A 21,298-nucleotide genomic window follows, 5' to 3' on the forward strand; every position below is an offset into this window, starting at 1 on the left:
GTTTATTTAATGAAGCCAGCTCATCATATTTATGCATTAACAAACAGTAGTTTACTGTTTGATGCATCGCATTTAGACGCTACAGATATACTATCTATTCAAAAGAAAATTTGGGCTCTAGCTAGCCACTGTAAAAGCACTGATGAATTTAGCGATTTGGTGCCCGCCATGAACTCGCTCACTCTTTATTTAAAATCAGATAAACACTTAAATAAGTGGTTACGAGTGCTACCTTCGCTGTGGAATGATATTAAAACGAGTACTTTTAAGGGGCAGCATCACTTAATCAAAACCACATACAAGGGTGAGGACATTAATTACGTGGCTCGCTATCATAATTTAAGTGCCGATGAAGTTATTAATATTCATAGTAAAACCAAGTACCACGTTTTATTTTTAGGCTTTCAGCCCGGTTTTGCTTACCTACATGGCTTAAATGAGCAATTACATACACCAAGACGTGATGAGCCACGCATTAAAGTTCCTAAAGGCTCTGTTGCTATAGGTGCTGCACAAACCGGCATTTACCCCGCAGATACCCCAGGTGGTTGGCATATAATAGGTCATACAGATACTGCTTTGTTTGATTCGACCTCTGAGCAACCTTGTTTAATTCAACCAGGCGATACGCTTGAATTTGTTCCGCACGTTAATAAAGGAGCAAATCATGATTAAAGTACTTAAAAGTGGTGTATTACTTACAATTCAAGATTTTGGCCGTGAGGGCTACCGCCATTTAGGTGTAAGCAAAGCGGGTAGCTTAGACCCTATTGCACAAATCATTGCTAATAGATTACTTAACAATAACGACAATGATGCCGTTTTAGAAATAACTGTGGGTTTGTGCGAACTGGAATTTACCTGCGACACAGTAATTGCGCTTCATGGTGCAGATTTGCAAGCAACCCTTGATGGACATGCAATTTATCCTGGTTGGACATACGCAGTAAAAAACAAACAAGTCCTAAGTTTTGCTACTGGTAGAGCAGGCTTAAGAGCTTATTTAGCAGTGAAAGGCGGTATACAAAATGCTGAAGTTATGGGTTCTAAATCTACAGATTTAAACGCATGTTTTGGTGGTTTTGAAGGTAGATCTCTCACCTCTGGTGATAAAATACCTATTACTCCTTATTATGGAGAGTTTAAAAAGGTAGGCGCAATTGCTCCCGCCCAGCGCAAACTTATACGCCTGCATCCAAGTCCTCATGCCGACTTATTAGGCGAGACTTTACTTAGCAACTTTGTGTCTACCGCTTTTAAAGTCAGCAATAATAGTAACCGAATGGGTGTAAGGCTTGAGCATAAGAATAATTTGGGGCATTCGCACTCTTTGCCATCATTAGGGGTAAGCCCTGGGAGTATTCAACTCCCACCAAGTGGAGAGCCAATTGTGTTACTAAATGATGGCCAAACTACAGGGGGCTACCCTCTGCTAGGGACTGTTATTGAAGCCGACTTACGTCAATTTGCACAGTTTAGACCTTTAGATACTGTTGAGTTTAAATATGTAACGTTTGAAGAAGCAGCAAAGGCGAAGCAGAAACTTGACGGACACCTACATCAATTGAGCCTTGCACTTAAAAATACATTATAAAAATATTCTAAAAATAAATAGGAAAACTATGTTCGACTTAAATTTTTGGCCCTGATAATCGTTTTATGCTGGTTGTTTTGTATTGTGTAGGTATGGCATTTTTAATTGGAGGTTATGGGCGCAAGCCCTGCTCCATTAGTTGCGCTCGGCATGTATAGCGGCTATTGCAGTATGTTAATGACGCCTATGGCAGCAAATTAAATATTATTCCTGCAGCTCTTTTAGACTTAAAAAATAAGTACTATGTAATTAAGGTTCAAATTCAGACGGCAGTTACCTTACTCGCCGTTAATATTATTTTAATGTATAGCTTGGTGTGTAATGACTAAATCAACTTCTTCTATGGCGTGTGTATTAATTACCGGCTTTGCGCCTTTTGGTAGCGAAACTATCAATCCTTCTTGGCAAGCAGTGCAAAAACTTGATGAAACTATCATCATGAAACACAAAATATATACACTAGAACTTGCCTGTGAGTTTAATACGTCTATTAGTCAGCTTATAAACGCCATTGAGTCACATAATCCGGCGGTTGTTTTATGTATAGGCCAAGCCGGTGGGCGCAGCGAAATATCAATTGAGCGTATTGCAATAAACGTTGACGATGCACGTATTAAAGACAATGCAGGTAAGCAGCCTGTCGATACACCAATAGAAAAAAATGGCCCTGATGCCTATTTCACAAATTTACCAATAAAGCGTATGTTACAAGCACTGCACAACAGCAATATACCTGCTTCCATTTCCAATACGGCAGGTACGTATGTATGCAATCATGTTATGTATGGCCTTATGCATTACATAAATGATCATTGCGCTGTAATGAAAGGTGGCTTTGTGCATATTCCTTATTTACCAAGCCAAGCTGTGCACCACAATGGCGCACCAAGCATGTGTGAAGACACTGTTATTAACGCGCTAAAAGTGATGATTGCACAAGCTTTGAACAATAATAACGACGTAAAAATAGCAGCAGGCACTACGCATTAACCACTTTGGTGCGGTTACATATAACTTGGTGCATAAATTATTCTTAATTAATTATAAAAGCTATGTGACTTGAGTAATTTTTTCTGATAAAACAAGGTTTCGCAGCACAGCAAATTGGCTTTGCTGCACACATAATAGGAATGAGGAGTTACTATGTGTTCAATTTTTGGGGTATTAGATATTAAATCTGATCCCGCTCAATTGCGTACCCAAGCAATTGAAATGTCAAAGCTGCTTAGACACCGTGGCCCAGATTGGTCTGGTGTATATGCATCTGAAAAAGCTATTTTAGTACATGAGCGTTTAGCTATTGTTGGTGTATCAAGCGGTGCACAGCCTTTATACAATCCTGAAAAAACAAATATTTTAGCGGTTAATGGCGAGATTTATAATCATAAAGAACTTGCAGCAGAGCTAGATGTTGATTTTACTTTTCAAACTCAATCAGACTGTGAAGTTATTTTAGCGCTTTATAAACAAAAAGGATCTGACTTTTTAGATGATCTAAATGGCATTTTTGCATTTTGTTTATACGATGAAGAAAATGACGCTTACTTAATTGGCCGTGACCATATTGGTATTATCCCGCTTTACACTGGTCACGACGAGCACGGTAACTTTTACGTTGCTTCAGAGCTAAAAGCACTCTCTCCAATTTGTAAGCATATTGAAGAATTTCCACCAGGGCATTACCTGTACAGCAAAGATGGCAAAATCACGCCTTATTACAAGCGTGATTGGGAAACATTTGATGCAGTTAAAGATAACAGCGCACAAGCGCAAGACGTTAAAGATGCATTAGAAGCGGCCGTTAAACGCCAGCTAATGTGTGATGTACCATACGGTGTATTACTTTCTGGTGGTTTGGACTCATCGGTTATCTCTGCTATTACCCAGCGTTTTGCTGCCAAACGTATTGAAGATAACGATGAAAGCGATGCATGGTGGCCTAAGTTGCATTCTTTTTCAGTAGGCCTTGAGGGTTCACCTGATTTAGCCGCTGCTCAAAAAGTAGCTGACATGATTGGTACTATTCACCACCCTATCATTTTTACCATTCAAGAAGGTATTGATGCTCTGCGTGAAGTGATTTACCACATTGAAACGTATGATGTAACAACGATTCGTGCCTCTACACCTATGTACTTAATGGCTCGCCAAATTAAAGCGATGGGCATTAAAATGGTGTTATCTGGCGAAGGTGCTGATGAGCTATTTGGTGGTTACTTATACTTCCATAAAGCTCCTAACGCACAAGAGTTTCATGAAGAGCTAAACCGTAAAGTATCAAAACTGCATATGTTTGACTGTTTACGTGCTAATAAATCAATGGCAGCATGGGGCGTTGAAGCACGTGTACCGTTCCTTGATAAAGAATTTGTTGATGTTGCTATGCGTATCAACCCTGAAGCCAAAATGTGTAAAGATGGCAAAATTGAAAAACACATTTTACGTGAAGGTTTTGATGGCTACTTGCCTGATGAAGTTTTATGGCGCCAAAAAGAGCAATTTTCAGACGGTGTTGGTTACAGTTGGATTGATACGTTAAAAGAGTTTGTAAATGAGCAAGTGAGCGATCAAGAGCTTGCAAATGCTAAATTTAAATACCCTATTAATACGCCAGATTCAAAAGAAGCTTACTACTACCGTACTATTTTTGAATCTCACTTTCCTGGTGATGCATCAGCTAAATGTGTACCACATGGCAAATCGGTAGCGTGTTCGACTCCTGAAGCACTTGCATGGGACGCATCGTTCCAAAACAATGCAGATCCATCAGGTCGTGCTGCGGGCGTTCATAACGACGCGTATGCAAGCAAAGGATAACACTCTTTGTTTAACGAAGCGTAAGCCCAAATGGCTTACGCTTCGCTGTATAAAACTCACTTCCACCGAATCTGTTTTTTATAGCCCTGCAAATAACTTAAAAGGCTCAAGTGCTTTAATTGTTATTTATAAAATTGGGTTAACATCAAAAACAATGCAATATATTGCATCACAATCAAACCACCCTGCTACCGTATTTTTAAATCAAAATGAGATAACTAAACGCCATTGTAATATTCGCTGGTTCAACCAAACAAGTGAAATTAAACGCTGTGGGCATGGTACTTTAGCGGCCGCTAATTTTTTAATAAAGTATTTTGGTTATTGCCCTGAAGTATTTATATCAATGAGTAATGAGCGCTTTACTATAAGAGTAAAAAAACAACGCGCACAGTTGTTACTAAAAAGTATAGAGCCTAAAAAAAGCGAATTAGCTAAAGGTGAGTTAAAAAGTGTGTTTTCATCCGCAATAAAAGTAGCCTACAGTACCGGCGAAAATAACGGTTATACGGTTGTGTTATTTAATGAAGAATTTAATAAAGAATTTAGTAAAGAGTTTAGTAAAGACGTTGAAAAAGACGATTTAAAAAGCTTACACGTTGATTTTAAAGCTTTGAGTAAACTCCACAAAAATGCAGTAATTGCCTTCAGTATAAAAAATAAAGACAAGAAAAATGCCATAGCGCATTTTAGATATTTTGCACCCCAGTTTGGAGTAAATGAGGACAGTGCAACGGGCTCTGCGGTATCTGTTATTGCCCCCCTGCTATTTAGACTATACGGTTTAAATAAAGCTAAGCTTATACAGCAATCAAATAATGGTGCATTGCTAAGCTATGAGTTTAGCAATGCTAAAGTTGTCATTTACTAGGGCGTGTTGATCTTTGCGAATTGAAATTTGTTCAATCTAGGGCCGATTAAAGCGCGGCGCGAGGTTTGTAACCTAGTGGGCTAAGTAAAAATCGAGCAACAAATAGTTTATCGCCCCTAGGCAGTACCCGAAGGGCGGCACATGTTTGGCATTTATGCTGCGTTATCGCCTATTTATGTGGAATAACCACACTTCATAGGCTCTGCCTTGCCTAAAAACCAAACATATTGCTGCAAATTCAACTATCAAAGATCAACACGCCCTAAACATATTAAGTAAACGTTTATAGCGGTCGTAATAAGCACAATGCAAAATAGTTACTATCGTCTTGCCATGTTTGCTCTAACTTTAAATTAGCTTGCGCTGCAAGCTGCTTAAACGATTCGAGCGTGTACTTATGAGAGTTTTCTGTATGGATACTTTCGCCTTCAATAAAGTCTATTTGCTGATCATTTATAACCACGCTTTGATTACAGTTACTTACTAAATGCATTTCAATACGGCTATGTTGCTCGTTAAAGCGTGACTCGTGGCTAAAGTTATCTAAATTAAATGTGCCGTTTAGCTCGTTATTAATACGTTGTAGTAAATTTTTATTAAATGCGGCGGTGATTCCCGCTTTATCGTTATATGCATCAAGTAACACTTGGCGCTCTTTTACTAAATCAATCCCAATTAATACATAACCGTTTACACCACATAAGCGATGGAAATTATTCATAATTTCTATAGCTTTAACTGGGGCAAAATTACCAAGAGTAGAGCCTGGAAAATACACCAAATTGGTTTGACTATCTAAAGCGGTGTCTTTGGTTAGCTGTTTAACCATTTGGCTATGTGTAAAGTCTCCTAGTAATGGCGAAATGGCCAAATCTGGGAATAATGGTGATAAATGTGCAAGTGAATAACTGAGCATTTCCTCAGAAATTTCAAACGGTACGAAGGTTTTTACGTTTGCCATGTGCGCTAATAAATACGCGACCTTTTTACCCGAACCACACCCAGGCTCAATAATAGAGAGATTTTCAGGTAGCATTTGAGCAATCGACTGCGAGTATTGCTCTAAAATAGACAACTCCGTACGTGTAACATAATACTCTTGTAAGGATGTTATTTGCTCGAATAATGCAGCACCTTTATCATCGTAAAAATACTTACACGGAAGCGTTTTTTGTTGTTGAGTTAATCCGCTTATCACGTCGTTTAAAAATTCAGTGTCGGTTATGTTACTTTGTTTAATCGCTGTTACTTGGCTCATACTATATCCTTAGCTAGTCTTATCCCGCTGCACATCCACGCTTGATGTGGGTAATAAAAATTTCGGTATGTTTGTCGTAAATGGTCTTGAGGGGTAAACACACACCCGCCCCGTAACACCATTTGGTTATTCATAAATTTACCATTGTATTCCCCTGCTACTCCTTCAATAGGCTTAAAACCGGGGTATGGCAAATATGCACTGTTTGTCCATTGCCAACATGAATCCGTTAACTGGTTTATTTCAGTATCATCTTTTGTTTGTTGTGGTGTTAGATAGTTATTATTAGTGTCTGTTGAAGGTGTATTTTTAGCTGCATATTCCCACTCGAACTCTGTAGGCAAGCGAGCCTTTACAAAATTAGCGTAGGCGCTGGCCTCAAAATAACTAACATGGCTGATGGGAGCACTTAAATTTAAAGGCTGCAATCCATAGTGTGTAAACTCAAACCATTCGTTATTTATGTAATGCCAATATAATGGATGCGTTAAACGAGTGTTTTGAATATGCGCCCAACCGTCGCTTAACCAATATTGTGGATTGCTATATCCACCGGCATTTATAAAGTCTAAATATTCACCATTAGTGACCAATCTATTAGCAAAACTGAATGGATGAATTAGTACTTGGTGTTTGGGGCACTCGTTATCATATGCAAATTCATCGTCGGCATTTGTGCCAATATTAATAATGGCTTGTTCAAAATTGATAAAATTAAGGGGTTTAATATCAGCTGATTTTTTTTGGCTATTTAAAAGCGATGTTTTATATTGAGGAAATAATGGATTTACTGAAAAGTTATATTTGATGTCCATAAGCATTAGTTCTTGATGCTGTTGCTCGTGGTGTAACCCAAGTTCAATAATATCTTTAATGTGCGGGTTAACGTCAGTCTTAAGTAATTCAATCACGCGGCTATCTACATGTTCTCTGTAAGCTAGCACTTCGTCTAAACCTGGCCTAGATAAGCTTCCTCTGTTTGCCCGTTTGAATTGCTCTCCAATCCCATTGTAGTAAGAATTAAAAAGCATTTTATAGTGAGGGTTAAACACTGCGTACTGTTTACAATGAACACTAAGTAAAAATGTTTCAAAAAACCACGTGGTATGCGCTAAATGCCATTTAGTAGGACTGGCATCAGCCATAGCTTGTAATTGGCAATCTTCTACAGTGAGTGGCTCAATAATAGCTAGGCTTTCGTCTCTAACGCTGCAAAAGCGTTTAACAAGTACATTTTGATTGGTATCGTTTGTAACGCTTTCACGCATAATAGTATTAATCCTTTGCCTATCTATTTATAAAATATAGCTTAGGGCATGCTGAGCTTTTTGGATTGAAATTTGTTCAATCTAGAGGCGATTAAATCGCGGCACGAGGTTTGTAACCTAGTGGGCTAAGTAAAAACCGAGTAACAAAGAGTTAATCGTCCCTAGAAAGAACCCAAAGGGCAGTGTATGTTTGGTATTTATGCTGCGTTATCGCCTATTTATGGGGAATGACCACACTACATAGGCTCTGCCTTGCCTAAAAACCAAACATACTACTGTAAATTCAATCGCCAAAATTCAACATGCCCTAATGTTGTGTTAAATCATATTCATATTACAACTTGATTAAAGGTGCTTATCGGCTTATAAATTTATAATAGCCTTGAAGAGAAATTTGCTCTTCGCTAGCCGGTTTTTGATTATTCTTACGTGCATGCAAGCATGAAAAATAACGCATAAGCTGTTACCGAACCGCTAAGCTATAAATCTAGGAGCGATTAAATCGCGACTAGACTTAACAAATTTCAATCCTAAAAGACTAACAAGCCCTAATATTTAAGCATTAATTAAGCTACTTAAAAATGATCTTTTTTTACTTAACCAAGTAAATTAATACTTTTAATAGCAAACTAAATTTTAACGTTCACTGAATTTTTAAATTTAGGGCTTTTAAATGAAAAAATCATGAATTTGGCCATATAAACAGCGTTTTAAATACAAATTCATTTACATTTAATATTTAACTCATACACTACTAGCTGTATGATCACGCTTCAAATTAGTTAGTCTTCGAATAATTACGGTATTACTTTTTACTTAATATTTAAAGACTAATGTAATTCGATATGACGCCGAATTTATTTTGGCTTGTTAGGACAACTAAAGAGGTATTGCATGAAGGAAAATCATGACAAATATAGTATTGACAACACGGATTACACCGTAGGTCAGGACAACGTACAAAAGTGGGGGTTTGATATTCACAACCCTGTTTTTGGAACTAGTGCGGGCCTGATTGTCATCTTTTTAATCGCCATACTTGTTACCGACCCACAAACTGCAAAAACAGCGCTTGATAGTATCAAGACCGATATTATTAATAATTTTGATGCCCTATTTATGTGGGCTGCTAACTTCTTTGTACTCTTTTGTTTAGCACTTATTGTTTCTCCTTACGGTAATATTCGCCTTGGTGGTGATGACGCTAAACCTTCTCACTCTCGCGTTTCATGGCTTGCTATGTTATTTGCTGCCGGTATGGGTATCGGCCTTATGTTTTGGGGCGTTGCTGAACCAGTTGCTTACTTTACTGGTTGGTACGAAACACCGCTTAATGTAGCCGCTAATACACCAGAAGCTGCAAAATTAGCAATGGGCGCAACTATGTTTCATTGGGGTCTTCACCCTTGGGCTATTTACGCAGTTGTTGGTTTATCTCTTGCGTTTTTTACCTATAACAAAGGTTTACCACTTTCAATTCGTTCTATTTTTTACCCTATATTGGGTGATAGAGCTTGGGGTTGGCCTGGCCATATCATTGATATCTTAGCTGTACTTGCTACGTTATTTGGCCTTGCAACATCTTTAGGTTTAGGTGCGCAGCAAGCTTCTGCAGGCATTAACCATGTATTTGGTACAGAAGGTGGCATTGGCTCTCAAATTCTAGTTATTGCGGGTGTAACACTTTTAGCCATTGTCTCTGTGGTTCGTGGTATTGACGGTGGTGTGAAACTACTAAGTAATGTAAATATGCTAATTGCGTTTTCATTATTATTGTTTGTATGTTTAGTAGGCTTTGCTGTAGCAATGGGTAATGTACCCACTACCGTGATGGGCTATGTAGAAAATATTATTCCATTGAGTAATCCTCACGGTCGTGAAGACGAAACATGGATGCATGGTTGGACTGTGTTTTACTGGGCTTGGTGGATTTCCTGGTCACCGTTTGTAGGTATGTTTATCGCGCGTGTATCACGTGGTCGTACAATTCGTGAATTCTTAATTGCGGTTTTACTTATTCCTACTCTAGTTACTGTTTTATGGATGTCTATTTACGGTGGTATTGCGATTGATCAAGTAGTTAATGGTGTTGGTGCGTTAGGCACTAATGGTTTAACTGATGTACCTTTAGCTATGTTCCAAATGCTTGATGAATTACCTTTATCTAATATTTTATCGTTTATTGCAATTTTATTAGTGTTGGTATTTTTCATTACGTCATCTGACTCTGGTTCATTAGTAATTGATTCAATTACAGCTGGCGGTAAAATTGATGCACCGGTACCACAACGTATATTTTGGGCATCGGTTGAGGGCGCAATTGCAGCTGCTTTACTTTGGATTGGTGGCACACAAGCAATTGAAGCACTACAAGCAGGCGCTGTCTCTACAGGCTTGCCATTTACTATTGTATTATTATTTATGTGTTTAAGTTTAGTTTTAGGTTTACGAACTGAGCCTCGCCCAGTTAAATAATACTTTTAGTAAGTAACACTTTTAATTAGTAACGAAAACGCCGCAATTTTTGCGGCGTTTTTTTGTTTGGTCATTAAAAGCTAGAACCACAGCTCTGAGATTGGAGTATCTACACGATAATGATAACTCAGTTGCGCTTGTAAAAGTTCTGCTGTAGCAAGTGCATCCGTTAACGCATTGTGATTTTGATATGCTGGTAGGGAATAACGCGCACGGCAATCTGTTAGCCTAAGAGAACCTAATTTTGTGTTAAACAATCGCCCTAATAAACCCTGCCTTGCTTTTAGTGCTCTTTTTTCTATTTCCATTGTATCAACAAGTGCAAACTCAATACCTTCTTTAAGCCTTAACAATAACGCATTATTTAAAAAGTGACGTTCTATTGCGGCATAATGCACCACGACAACTTTACCACTGAGCGCTTCAAGTAAAGGCTCTATAATTTGATTAAAGTCGGGGGCGTCGTCCACCTCAGAGTGCGTTATTCCATGTATTAAAATAGACTCTTCATGAAGGTTTCGCCTAGGCTGCACAACCCAATGCCGACTGTGCTTACAATAAATGCGCTCTAAATTGAACGGCACTAAACCCACACTCACTATATCGTCGTTTTGGCTATTTAAGCCTGTTGTTTCAAAATCCATTGCTACAAAAGGTACGTCTTTTATTGCAGCTTTGTCTTGGTTATAAGCACCCGCATAAAAGTGTTTTAAGAGTTTATTTTTGGTGCTATTGGCAAGCTCGTTATACCTACTAGCTTGCCAATCAATTGCTTTATGATTACGCGGATTCATAGGCTACTTCACACCAGAGTTTGCTGTGTAACTAAATTTTAAATAGCTTTGTGCTTTTTCTAAAATGGCGAATGCCTCTTTTAAGTTTCGTTGCTCGAACGGAGAAAGTAAATGTGGATCTAAGTCGTTATCGGGCTCTTCGCCCTTCTCTATTTGCCACGCTTGATGGCGAATTCGCATCATGGCAATATACTCAAGTGCATCACGTAAATCTTGCGCTTTACCCTGTGGTAAAAGTTTCGCTTCAATAATATCTTCTAGTCGTTCAAACGAATTTTGTTTACGTGAACCAATAGCCAATGCGTGCACGCGAATAACATCAGAAAGAGGTGCAGTCCCTCTTCGCTTTAAGTTCATTGAACGCTTATGTTGGCCATTATGCTCCATAACAAAGCCTTTAAAGAAACCTAGTGGAGGTGTTCTATTTCTAGCATTTGCTGCCATATTAGCTAAAAATACGCGATTTACTTTACTCTGTTTTGCTATAAATATTTTAAGCTCGTCGGCCCACTTGGTTTTACCCCACACACCGTCTAAGTCAAAAAATATAGAACTATTAAGCAATGCTTGTGGTTTTGGCTGCGCGATCCAATCTGCAAATTGATCGAACCACTGTGAGCGAGTTTTACGCCATTTTTTAAACGACGCCATAATTTCTCCATCACAGTAGGTGTAACCACACTGCGCTAAACCATCACACACAAAATCGGCAATATTTTGAAAATACGCGTTATGTTTTTCGTCGTCATAACTGTCATCTAAAATAAGCGCGTTGTCTTGATCGGTTACAATAAGTTGCTCGTCTCGAGCCATTGAGCCCAGAGCAATAAAACAGTAAGGCACAGGAGGTGGCCCAAACTTTTCTTCTGCTAATACAAGTAGTCTTTGTTTAAATGTACGCCCTATAACAGCCATGGCTGTACCAACCATGTGTGAGTTTGCATCTTCATTCACCATACGAACAAACACATTGGGCAATTGGCGTGCATAATGCGCCAAATCCTCTATTGTTTGTTGAGCCAGTATGCCACGTACAAGTAATAAGCTGCTTTGGGATTCATAACGCAAAATATCAGAGAGGGAGATAACGCCTATTGGGCGTCTTTTTTGTACTACTGGCAAATGATGTAAGTTATCTCTAAGCATGGCCAATACAGCTTCGAAAATATAGTCATTAGCATCTAATAGTACTAAGTTAGTGGACATAATGTCTTTTGCTTGCGTGTTAAAGGCAAGCCCTTTAGCCACTACTTTAGTGCGTAAATCCCTATCGGTTATTATACCAACTACTTGTCCATCATCTTCTTCTGGGTCATCATTTATGGGTTTATTTACATCGGTTACCAACACTGACGATACCGCCTCTTCGGTCATTAATTTAGCGATATCTTGTATCGTAGAGGTTGCATCTACGGTGACTACATCTCTGTGAATTAATGATTTTACCTTCGCGGTTGTCAGGTCATTGCCATCGGCTTGCTCGACAATAGCTTGATGCAAACGCACGTTACCGTCTGTTTCGAAGTAATCAGCAAACGCATCAAACTGATCACAGTAACGATTAAATAGCTCGACATTTATGCAATATACTAACGTATCTTCAAGAGCAGTTGCAGGAAAACGTACCTTACGGTTCATCAATAAACCCATTTGACCAAATATACCTGCGGTAGCCAAACGATTATACAGCTCGCCATTTCGGCGGTACATTTCTACAGAGCCACTTCTAATTACATACAAGTCAGAAATGTCTTGTCCAAAACTCAATATATCTGTTTTTGCTCTAAAATAAGCCACTTCTACTTGTTGAGCTAGCTCATTAAGCGCTTTTTGAGGTAAGTCATCAAAAGGAGGATGTTGTGCTAAAAATTGTGCGATTTCAACTTGTTCGGCTTGCATAGGGGATTCCTTGTGACCACACAGTAAGGCATGTATATGCTTAGGTGGTTATCTTAACAAACAAATATAGCCAATCAAGATATAACTAAGACCCACTACTGTTTTAAGCTAAAAGAGTAGTGAGTCTAGCTTTAATTACATTTTAAGTTAGCTTTTCTAGCTCTTGTTCGAGCTCTTTAGATTCATCGCCTCGAGGGGTCGTAAAGCGAGCTAAACCTAAGTAAATAACAGGTGTAAGGTAAAGGGTAAATAATACGGCGAGCGCTAGGCCACCAAACACCACCCAACCAATTGCATTTCGTGCTTCAGCGCCCGCACCGGTAGACATAATTAATGGTAACGCACCTAACAAGGTCGATATAAGAGTCATTGTAATGGGCCTTAAACGTACTAGTGCAGCTTGCTCAACAGCTTTTCTGACAGATAGACCTTGGTCGCGTAATTGGTCGGCAAATTCAACCAGTAATATAGCGTTTTTAGCGATTAAGCCAATCAGCATAACTAAGCCAATTTGAGAGTATATATTTAACGATGTCCCCGTTAAATAAAGCGCTAAAATTGCAGATGTAATACCAAATGGTACGGTTATCATAACCACGACAGCACTATTTACATTTTCGAACTGGGCAGCAAGAACTAAAAATACAATTAAAAAAGCCAATACGTAGGTTACAAGCACTTCGTTAGATGTTTCCTCATAGGTCAGTGCTTCACCTTTAAACGCAAGTGCAATACCAGGCGCTAATGATTGCTCAGACACCTGCTTAATTTGATCTACTAAAGAGGCGATAGTTAATCCTTCGGGCAATTCCATACTGAGCTCAATAGAGCGGCGCTGTGCATGTCGCTCAAGTTCAGCTGCTACACCTTCTTCAGAGATATAAGCAACACTACTTAATGGCACTAAGCTGTTATTGCCAGCTCTAATATATAAATTAGCTAAATCGCTCGGATCGTTTATGGTTTGATTTTGAGCTTGCAACATTATAGGAACGGATTGATCGCCTATGTTTAAATCTTCAACATCATCTCCGTTAATAGCCGCTCTCAGTGTAATTGCTATGTCGCTCAGCGCTACACCCAGTTCTTGCGCACGCCGTCTGTCTATATTAACTCTAAGCTGTGGTTGCGATGGCTGATAGGAAATACGAACAGGGGCAACTTCAGGCACTGCTTTTTCAAGTGCCGCTGAAAACTGCTGCGCAGCTTTAAATATTTGTAGGTAGTCTTGACCTAGTAAGGCTATTTCAACACCGCCACCTTGACCACGTAAATTTAAACTATTTGCACCGCCTGGAGATGCTGGTGCACCGGGAATATCACCCAAGGGCTGACGAATTTTATTGATTATTTCTTGTTGAGTAAAATTTCTTTCATCCCAATGCTTTAATGGCACAGTGATAAATACTATATTTGGATCCCATTGGCCAACTACCGTATAAATTGATTCTATTTCGCCGCTATCAATAAAAGGTAATAAAATATCTTCCATTTTTATGGCTTGTCTATCCATAAAGTTTAACCCTACACCGTCAGGGCCTCGTGCAAATATACGTATTTTTCCACGATCTTCTGTTGGTAGTAATTCACTATCTAAACTTGTATATAAAGCGCCTGAGCCAGCCGCTACCAATACACAGGCTATAAATGTAACCCACGCATGGTCTAGCACTTTGTGAATTGATTTTGTATAAATACCACCAAGCCAATGACCTACTTTAGCAAATGGATGAAAACCACCCTGTTTTAGTTTTAGCTTTGAAGTTAGCGCTGGTACTAATGATAAAGCTACAAAGCTTGAAATAATAACGGCGCCTGCAAGTACACCTCCAAACTCTCTAAACAGCCGCCCAGCGGTTGAAGGTAAAAATGCAATAGGTATAAATACAGCTGCAAGTACTGCAGTTGTTGCTATTACCGCAAAAAACACTTCTCGTGTTCCTATTACCGCAGCTGCACGTCTGCCTAAACCTAATCCTCGTTGTCGCTGAATATTTTCACTAACTACAATGGCATCATCTACAATTAAACCGGTGGCAAGTACAAGGGCTAGTAAAGTTAAAATGTTAATTGAAAAACCAAGTGCCCAAATCAGTGCTAATGAGCCAATTAACGCCACGGGGATTGCAAAAGCAGGTACAAGTGTGGCACGCCAAGAGCCGATAAAAACCCAAAGCGTTACAATTACTAACAACACAGTAAGTAATAAAGAGTAAATAACTTCATCAACTGAGCTTCTAATAAACTGTGCATCATCAGACGTAAGGGTAAATTCCATTTCAGGAAAGCGCGTTTGCATGCTGTTGATGAGCTTTAACACTTCATCAGATATTTCTATCGTATTTGATTGGGCTTGACGAATTATCTCCATGCCTATAACAGGTTTACCGTTGAGTCTTACCATAGAACGTGGATCAGCGGGACCAAAGTAAACAGCTGCAATATCGCTAATGCGGGTATCACCTTGAATTATAATGTCGCCCACTTGCTCTGGTGTTATTGATGTAGCATCAGCCCGTACGATAATTTGTTGATCGTTTGATTTTAAACTTCCTGCTGGCACGTCAAACGGAGCTTGGCTAAGTACTTGTGCAACATCTGGAATCGTTAAATTGAAGCTGCTTAGTTTAAGGGGATCAATTCGTACTCTTAATACTCGCTCCCTATCACCATTTAAGCGTACATCCGCAACACCTGGAATGGTTAAAAACTGCGGGGCTAAATCAACATCAACACGTTCAGTAAGTGCTTCAAGCGATAGACTATCACTAGAGACGGTTAACGATACAACGGCTTCTGCATCGTTATCGGCTTTAATAATGGATACTCGCTCGACTTCTTCGGGGAGATCTCGTTGAACACGTGCCACCGATTCGCGCGTTTCGTTTGCTGCATCGTCTAAATTAATTCCGGGCCTAAACTCTACGACAATTCGTGAATTTCCTTCTTCACTTTGCGCTCGTATTGATTTAACACCGCTTACGCGTGCTACTGCGCCTTCTAGTTTACTGGTTACTTCAGTGTCTACAGTTTCTGGTGAGCCACCCGGAAATGGTGCAGAAACAGTAATACGCGGCCTATCTACATCGGGGAGCTCCCTAACCTCAATCCCTGCAATAGCTGCAATCCCGGCAATAATAATTAGTAAGTTGAGTACAACTATAAGCACAGGGCGACGAATAGCCATTGATGGTAAATCTTGCATCATAGGTTGTTGTTTCATACCTACTCCTGCGAATCTGAATCAATTGCGTTAAAGCTTAGTTCTTGCTTAGCTCGTAGGCGTTGGACGCCCTCAATAACTAAAATATCACCCTCTTTTAATGGGCCCGATACTAATAATCGACCTGCAAGGCGTTGCTCTATTTTTACATCAACGCGTGTGGCTTTATTATCAACACTTGTCCATACGTAAGGACCCGTTGCTCCCCACAGTAACGCAGCTTCTGGTATTGCAGCGTAATTATCACCTAATACTTCAATATGAACTCTAAAGCTCATACCCGGCAAAAACTGCTCATTCGCATTGTTAAGTTTTGCTTTAACACGAAGAGTACGAGTTTGAGGATTTATTCGAGAATCTAAATAAGCAATTTGGGCGTTAATTGGGCTTTCTGACTGCCAAGGAAATACTGTTATATTACTTTTATTGCGTAGCATAGATATGGCTGATTCTGGCGCATTAAAATTAATATACAAGTCACTCGTGTCATCAATACTCGCTATTTCAGTAAGCTCAGAAATTCTGTCGCCAACCTCAACATCTGTTAGCCCCATAATACCATTTAAAGGTGCAATAACTTTTCTATCTTCAAGCTCTGTTTGTGCTTGAGTTAAAGTAACTTTTGCAAGTTCAACAACTGTTTTAGCGTCGTCTACGTCACTTTTAGGCACAGCTCCTTTAGCCTGGCTTTGCTGTAATCGCTCTAATATTCTTTGCGTATCGGCAAGTTTAATTTTAGCCTCATCAAGCGCGGCTTTTTGCCTGCGAGAGTCGAGCTCGAGTAACATATCGCCTTTTTTTACTTTATCGCCAGGTTTAAAGTATACAGCGGTCACCTTATCACCCACCGCTGGGTATAACATAACTGAATGAATTGCCTCTGTATTACCAACTGCTTGTACTTGTTGCTTAGCACGCTCTAATGTTATTTTTTGTACCACAACATTAGCGCTTAATGCTGGTAAAGTTACAAATAGTAAAGCACTTAATGTACTGATTAATAAAATTCGAGATTTCAAAGTTACACCCTAACTAATTATTATTTTCATTACCGTACGAAGTCTAACAGCTGTTTGATCAATAAATAGGTTAGAACGATAAATTAGCAAAACAATAGGATGAGTTTACGTAGGTGATACCAATTTAGGTAAAACTAACAAAAAATACAAGTGACAGTTAAAACTAAAAAGCCCAGCATAAGCTGGGCTAATAAAAGTATTCATTAATAAATGTTATTTACCGCGCTGAGCATCCTTTTGCGCTTTTTTAGCCTCTTTACGTTGCTGTAAAACTGCCTGTGCTTCGCTACCAATATGGCCTTCACCACGTGCTTGCGCGAGCTCAATCTGTTTTTGGCGTTCAGCAAAGCGTGTCCGCTGTTCGTCCGTTACTTCTTCAATACAATGATGGCAAGATACACCTTCCATGTATTCAGGCTTTAATTTTTCTTCTTCTGTAATTGGCATACGACAGGCGTGACATTGATCATAAGAACCTTTTTGTAAGTCGTGATCAACCGCTACACGATTATCAAATACAAAACACTCGCCTTCCCACATTGTTTCTTCTTTTGGCACTTCTTCTAGGTACTTTAAAATACCACCTTCAAGATGATATACCTCATCAAAGCCTTGCTCTTTCATATACGCAGTTGATTTTTCACAGCGAATACCGCCAGTACAAAACATAGCCACTTTTTTATGTTTTTCAGGGTCTAAGTTTTCTTTTGCCCACTGAGGAAACTCACGAAATGTTTTAGTGTTTGGATCGACTGCGTTTTGAAAAGTACCTATTTCTATTTCGTAATCATTACGAGTATCAATAAGTATAACGTCAGGATCTGATATTAACGCATTCCATTCATTAGGCTTAACATAACTACCTACAACTTTTAGAGGGTCTACACCTTCAACCCCCATCGTTACAATTTCTTTTTTTAGTTTTACTTTAGTGCGGTAAAACGGACATTCATCGTCGTAAGATTCTTTTGTAACGATGTTTTTTAAATTTGGTTGCTCATCTAGCCATGCTAATAAGTTGTCTATCCCTTCTCGTTTTGCAGAAACAGTGCCGTTTATACCTTCGGCAGCGAGCAATAAAGTACCGCGTACTTCATTTGCTTCCATCACTTCTAGTAATGGCTTACGGATAGCTTCAAATTCAGGTAAACCTACAAACTTATACAGCGCACATACTACAAAGTGATCGCCCGTTACATTATCTTTATGAACAGCAGTCATTATATTTCCTATTTTGCCTTGTTAGCCAATATTGGCGTTTACCGAATCGTAAATCCGGCGCATATGGGGCGCGTATTTTACGCTTTTTTAGTTTAATTGCAAAAAATAGCGCTATAGATTGGTTTTTACTGTTAGCGACCTAGCTGTGTAAGCTATAATGCGCTAATAAATTTATAGAGTTAATTTGCTCATTTTGGAGAAACACACATTGCAGTTTACTGATCTTGGGATTGATACACGCCTTGAAACACAACTAGCACATCAAGGGATCACCCAGCCCACCGATATTCAAGCGCATGCAGTGCCTACCGCACTTGCAGGGCATGACATTTTCGCTCAGTCTAAAACTGGGTCGGGCAAAACCTTGGCGTTTTTATTACCTGCTGTACAAAGGGTAATGAAACAAAAAGCACTCAGCAAACGCGATCCTCGTGTACTTATTGTTGCTCCTACGCGTGAGCTTGCTACGCAAGTATTTACTCAGCTGCGTTTATTAATTGCTGGCACAGCCATTAAGGCCGTAAAAATACTTGGTGGCGAAAACTTTAATGACCAAATAAAAGCTCTTAGAAATGACCCACAATTCGTAGTTGCTACACCAGGGCGTTTAGCTGATCACATTACAAAACGTTCATTACAATTGAGCGGACTAGAACTGCTTATTTTTGATGAAGCCGATCGTATTTTAGATTTAGGCTTTACCGAGCAGTTAAAAATGATTAACGAGCAAGCTAATCACCGTCTACGCCAAACGTTATTGTTTTCTGCAACACTTGACCATGCACAAGTAGATGCACTATCACGTAACCTATTAAAAAAACCAAAGCAAATTACGCTAAGTGCAGCAAATGAGCAACATAGTGATATTAAACAAACGTTATACCTTGCCGATCACCTTGATCATAAAGAAGCGTTATTAGAGCATTTTTTAAACCAAGATGATGTTGGTCAATGTATTATCTTCACAGCAACGCGTTCTGACACGAGCCGTTTGAGTGAAGCCCTTAATGCTAAAGGCTTCAAATCTGTAGCGCTTGCTGGTGATTTAACGCAAAACAAACGTTTAGATATCATGGATTCGTTTAGTCGCGAAAACTTTAAAATATTGATCACCACCGACGTTGCATCTCGTGGTTTAGATTTATTAAGCGTAACGCACGTTATTAACTTTGATTTACCAAAACACGCTGAAGAGTATGTACACCGCATAGGTCGTACAGGACGTGCTGGCTTTAAAGGAAATGCAATTTCATTAGTTGGCCCAAAAGATTGGGCAAGTTATTTAGCTATTAAAGCATTTTTAAATGACGAATTAAAATTTGCGAGCGTAGAGAGCCTAAAAGCTAAGTTTAAAGGTTTAAAAGAGAAAAAACCTGAGGCAGCGTGGGACAAATCTAAAGAAAAAGCCGCCGCTGTTAAAAAGCCTGCATTTAAGCGCAAAGCTAAACCTAAAAAGCCTACAGCACCAATTAAAGCACCGATGAACATTGATGGCGATACACCAATGCGCCGTAAAAAAAAGCCTGAGCAGGAATAATTATGAGTTACCTAGGAACCACACAAACATTATTTGTAAAAGAAGTGAGTAACGAAGGTGCTTACTTAGACGGCCATGATTTAGGTGAAGTATTTTTACCAAAACAAGAAATAAAACATGAGCTTGAAGCAGGCGATAGTATTAGTGTATTTATCTTTTTAGACAATGCTAATTTAGCCACAGCAACAATAAAGAAACCACATGCTCAAGTAGGCGAGTATGCCCTACTACGCGTTAAAGAAATAAATAGTATTGGGGCATTTTTAGATTGGGGGCTTGAGAAAGATGTGCTTGCACCTTTTAATGAACAAAAGCCACGCATGCAAGAAGGCCATTCTTATTTAGTACGCCTGTATCTTGATAATGCAAGCCAACGTATTTGTGCCTCAAACAACTTTAATCGTTTCCTATCAAAAGATGAGCCGCAATATACTCACTTACAAGAAGTGGATTTAATTGTTGCTGGCAAAACAGATATTGGCTACAAAGTATTAATTGAAGAGTCGCACTTCGGTGTTGTTTTTTACAATATGGTATTTAAAAGCTTATTTGTGGGTCAAAAGCTTAAAGGCTATATTCAAAAAGTACGTGACGACGGAAAAATTGACGTTGTACTAGAAAAGCCAGGTATGGGAAAAGTAAGTGACCTTGGTGAAACTATTATGCAAAAGCTTAAAAACGAAGGCGGTGTTATTCCACTTGGTGATAAGTCTGATCCTGAAGCAATAAAGAAGATGTTTTCTACAAGTAAGGCTAATTATAAAAAAGCAATTGGTGGCTTATTTAAACAAGAGTTAATAGATATTGAAGCGAAATCCATTCGCTTAAGATCTTAATTATAATTGGCTGAAATTACTAATAATACCTGTTTGTAATTAACCTAAAATATATTTATAAGGCAATGTACATTGCGTATATTGCCTTGAATAATCAAGCACTTCAACTTCCGACTCAAGATTGAGCGGCGCCAAACGAAAAACCTTTTTTTCACATTCTGTTTTTTTATCATCAAGCTTTGATATACATTCACTAACGCTTACATGCTGAGATATGAGTGTATCTTCATTTTTGTAACACAGATGATGAGCATAATCTTGCATTGTTTTTTTAAAATCAAACATATCGACTGGGTACGTTGGAATTATATCTGTAACGGTTGTTACACCATCGTATGCTTTATTAGAAAAAACGTACTTATTTACTGAAAAACCCGCAATAACAATTACTATAGAACCAAAAAATAACTTCAAAACAAACCCCTACTACATTTTGATTTTATTAATGTAACATAAAACTCACATAAGGTAAGGGGTTTTAGCACT

The 21,298-nt window shown here is 38.9% G+C and carries 16 protein-coding genes and 1 pseudogene; 9 read left to right on the forward strand and 8 right to left on the reverse strand.

Going from position 1 to position 21,298, the window contains the following annotated elements; genetic code table 11:
• Positions 1-9 precede the first annotated feature (9 nt).
• The 6 genes and pseudogenes from pxpB to H5092_RS06485 all read left to right on the forward strand — a co-directional run bounded on the left by pxpB (position 10) and on the right by H5092_RS06485 (position 5,282).
• Entirely contained in the window at positions 10-675 is a 666-nt protein-coding gene (pxpB, locus tag H5092_RS06460; RefSeq protein ID WP_182724321.1) for a 5-oxoprolinase subunit PxpB, read from the forward strand.
• A complete protein-coding gene (locus H5092_RS06465) occupies positions 668-1,594 on the forward strand; it encodes a biotin-dependent carboxyltransferase family protein (RefSeq protein WP_182724320.1) in 927 nt (308 codons plus the stop codon). Before pxpB ends, H5092_RS06465 begins: the two co-directional genes overlap by 8 nt.
• 50 nt (positions 1,595-1,644) lie before the next feature.
• Positions 1,645-1,923, forward strand: a pseudogene (locus H5092_RS20810) (5-oxoproline transporter, DUF979 family subunit); the annotation flags it as partial.
• Positions 1,916-2,584 (forward strand): pyroglutamyl-peptidase I, encoded by a 669-nt coding sequence (gene pcp / locus H5092_RS06475; protein ID WP_220492491.1) that lies wholly within the window; start codon positions 1,916-1,918, stop codon positions 2,582-2,584. The pseudogene H5092_RS20810 and the gene pcp, both read left to right, overlap by 8 nt.
• A 153-nt stretch (positions 2,585-2,737) precedes the next feature.
• Positions 2,738-4,411 (forward strand): asparagine synthase B, encoded by a 1,674-nt coding sequence (gene asnB / locus H5092_RS06480; protein WP_182711293.1) that lies wholly within the window; start codon positions 2,738-2,740, stop codon positions 4,409-4,411.
• Positions 4,395-5,282, forward strand: coding sequence for a PhzF family phenazine biosynthesis protein (locus H5092_RS06485; protein ID WP_182733165.1), 888 nt, complete (start codon positions 4,395-4,397; stop codon positions 5,280-5,282). The genes asnB and H5092_RS06485 overlap by 17 nt, the downstream gene beginning before the upstream one ends.
• A 283-nt stretch (positions 5,283-5,565) precedes the next feature.
• Here H5092_RS06485 and egtD read toward each other — a convergent pair whose 3' ends face one another.
• Positions 5,566-6,540 carry an L-histidine N(alpha)-methyltransferase gene (gene egtD, locus H5092_RS06490; RefSeq protein WP_182733166.1) on the reverse strand — a complete coding sequence of 325 codons (975 nt, stop codon included), beginning with the start codon at positions 6,538-6,540 and terminating at the stop codon, positions 5,566-5,568.
• Positions 6,537-7,808: an ergothioneine biosynthesis protein EgtB gene (egtB, locus tag H5092_RS06495; RefSeq protein WP_154903179.1), complete on the reverse strand. Its 1,272-nt coding sequence runs from the start codon at positions 7,806-7,808 to the stop codon at positions 6,537-6,539. Before egtB ends, egtD begins: the two co-directional genes overlap by 4 nt.
• A gap of 894 nt (positions 7,809-8,702) precedes the next feature.
• Between egtB and H5092_RS06500 the strand changes: the two genes are divergently transcribed.
• A complete protein-coding gene (locus H5092_RS06500) occupies positions 8,703-10,283 on the forward strand; it encodes a BCCT family transporter (protein WP_002961195.1) in 1,581 nt (526 codons plus the stop codon).
• Positions 10,284-10,363: 80 nt separating this feature from the next.
• On the opposite strand, the gene H5092_RS06505 is transcribed toward H5092_RS06500, so the two are convergent.
• The 5 genes from H5092_RS06505 to H5092_RS06525 all read right to left on the reverse strand — a co-directional run bounded on the left by H5092_RS06505 (position 10,364) and on the right by H5092_RS06525 (position 18,439).
• Entirely contained in the window at positions 10,364-11,077 is a 714-nt protein-coding gene (locus H5092_RS06505; RefSeq protein WP_182733167.1) for a 3'-5' exonuclease, read from the reverse strand.
• A gap of 3 nt (positions 11,078-11,080) precedes the next feature.
• Entirely contained in the window at positions 11,081-12,976 is a 1,896-nt protein-coding gene (locus H5092_RS06510; protein ID WP_182733168.1) for a DUF294 nucleotidyltransferase-like domain-containing protein, read from the reverse strand.
• Between the two features lie 142 nt (positions 12,977-13,118).
• Positions 13,119-16,199, reverse strand: a complete 3,081-nt coding sequence (locus tag H5092_RS06515; protein ID WP_182733169.1) for an efflux RND transporter permease subunit — start codon at positions 16,197-16,199, stop codon at positions 13,119-13,121.
• 2 nt (positions 16,200-16,201) lie between these two features.
• Complete coding sequence (locus H5092_RS06520; protein ID WP_024600243.1) at positions 16,202-17,218, reverse strand: efflux RND transporter periplasmic adaptor subunit; 1,017 nt, start codon at positions 17,216-17,218, stop codon at positions 16,202-16,204.
• Between the two features lie 213 nt (positions 17,219-17,431).
• Complete coding sequence (locus H5092_RS06525; RefSeq protein WP_182733170.1) at positions 17,432-18,439, reverse strand: rhodanese-related sulfurtransferase; 1,008 nt, start codon at positions 18,437-18,439, stop codon at positions 17,432-17,434.
• A 208-nt stretch (positions 18,440-18,647) separates the two neighbouring features.
• Here H5092_RS06525 and H5092_RS06530 point away from each other — a divergent pair, with 208 nt between their 5' ends.
• Both H5092_RS06530 and H5092_RS06535 read left to right on the forward strand, forming a co-directional pair.
• The gene (locus H5092_RS06530) at positions 18,648-19,976 is read left to right on the forward strand and encodes a DEAD/DEAH box helicase (protein WP_002961190.1); all 1,329 of its coding nucleotides are present in this window, start codon (positions 18,648-18,650) and stop codon (positions 19,974-19,976) included.
• A 2-nt stretch (positions 19,977-19,978) separates the two neighbouring features.
• The gene (locus H5092_RS06535) at positions 19,979-20,812 is read left to right on the forward strand and encodes a S1 RNA-binding domain-containing protein (protein WP_002961188.1); all 834 of its coding nucleotides are present in this window, start codon (positions 19,979-19,981) and stop codon (positions 20,810-20,812) included.
• A gap of 39 nt (positions 20,813-20,851) precedes the next feature.
• Here the strand turns inward: H5092_RS06535 and H5092_RS06540 are convergent, their stop codons facing one another.
• Positions 20,852-21,226, reverse strand: coding sequence for a hypothetical protein (locus H5092_RS06540; protein ID WP_024595713.1), 375 nt, complete (start codon positions 21,224-21,226; stop codon positions 20,852-20,854).
• Positions 21,227-21,298 lie beyond the last annotated feature (72 nt).

This window comes from Pseudoalteromonas sp. SR41-7, assembly GCF_014163935.1.
GTDB lineage: Bacteria > Pseudomonadota > Gammaproteobacteria > Enterobacterales > Alteromonadaceae > Pseudoalteromonas > Pseudoalteromonas distincta.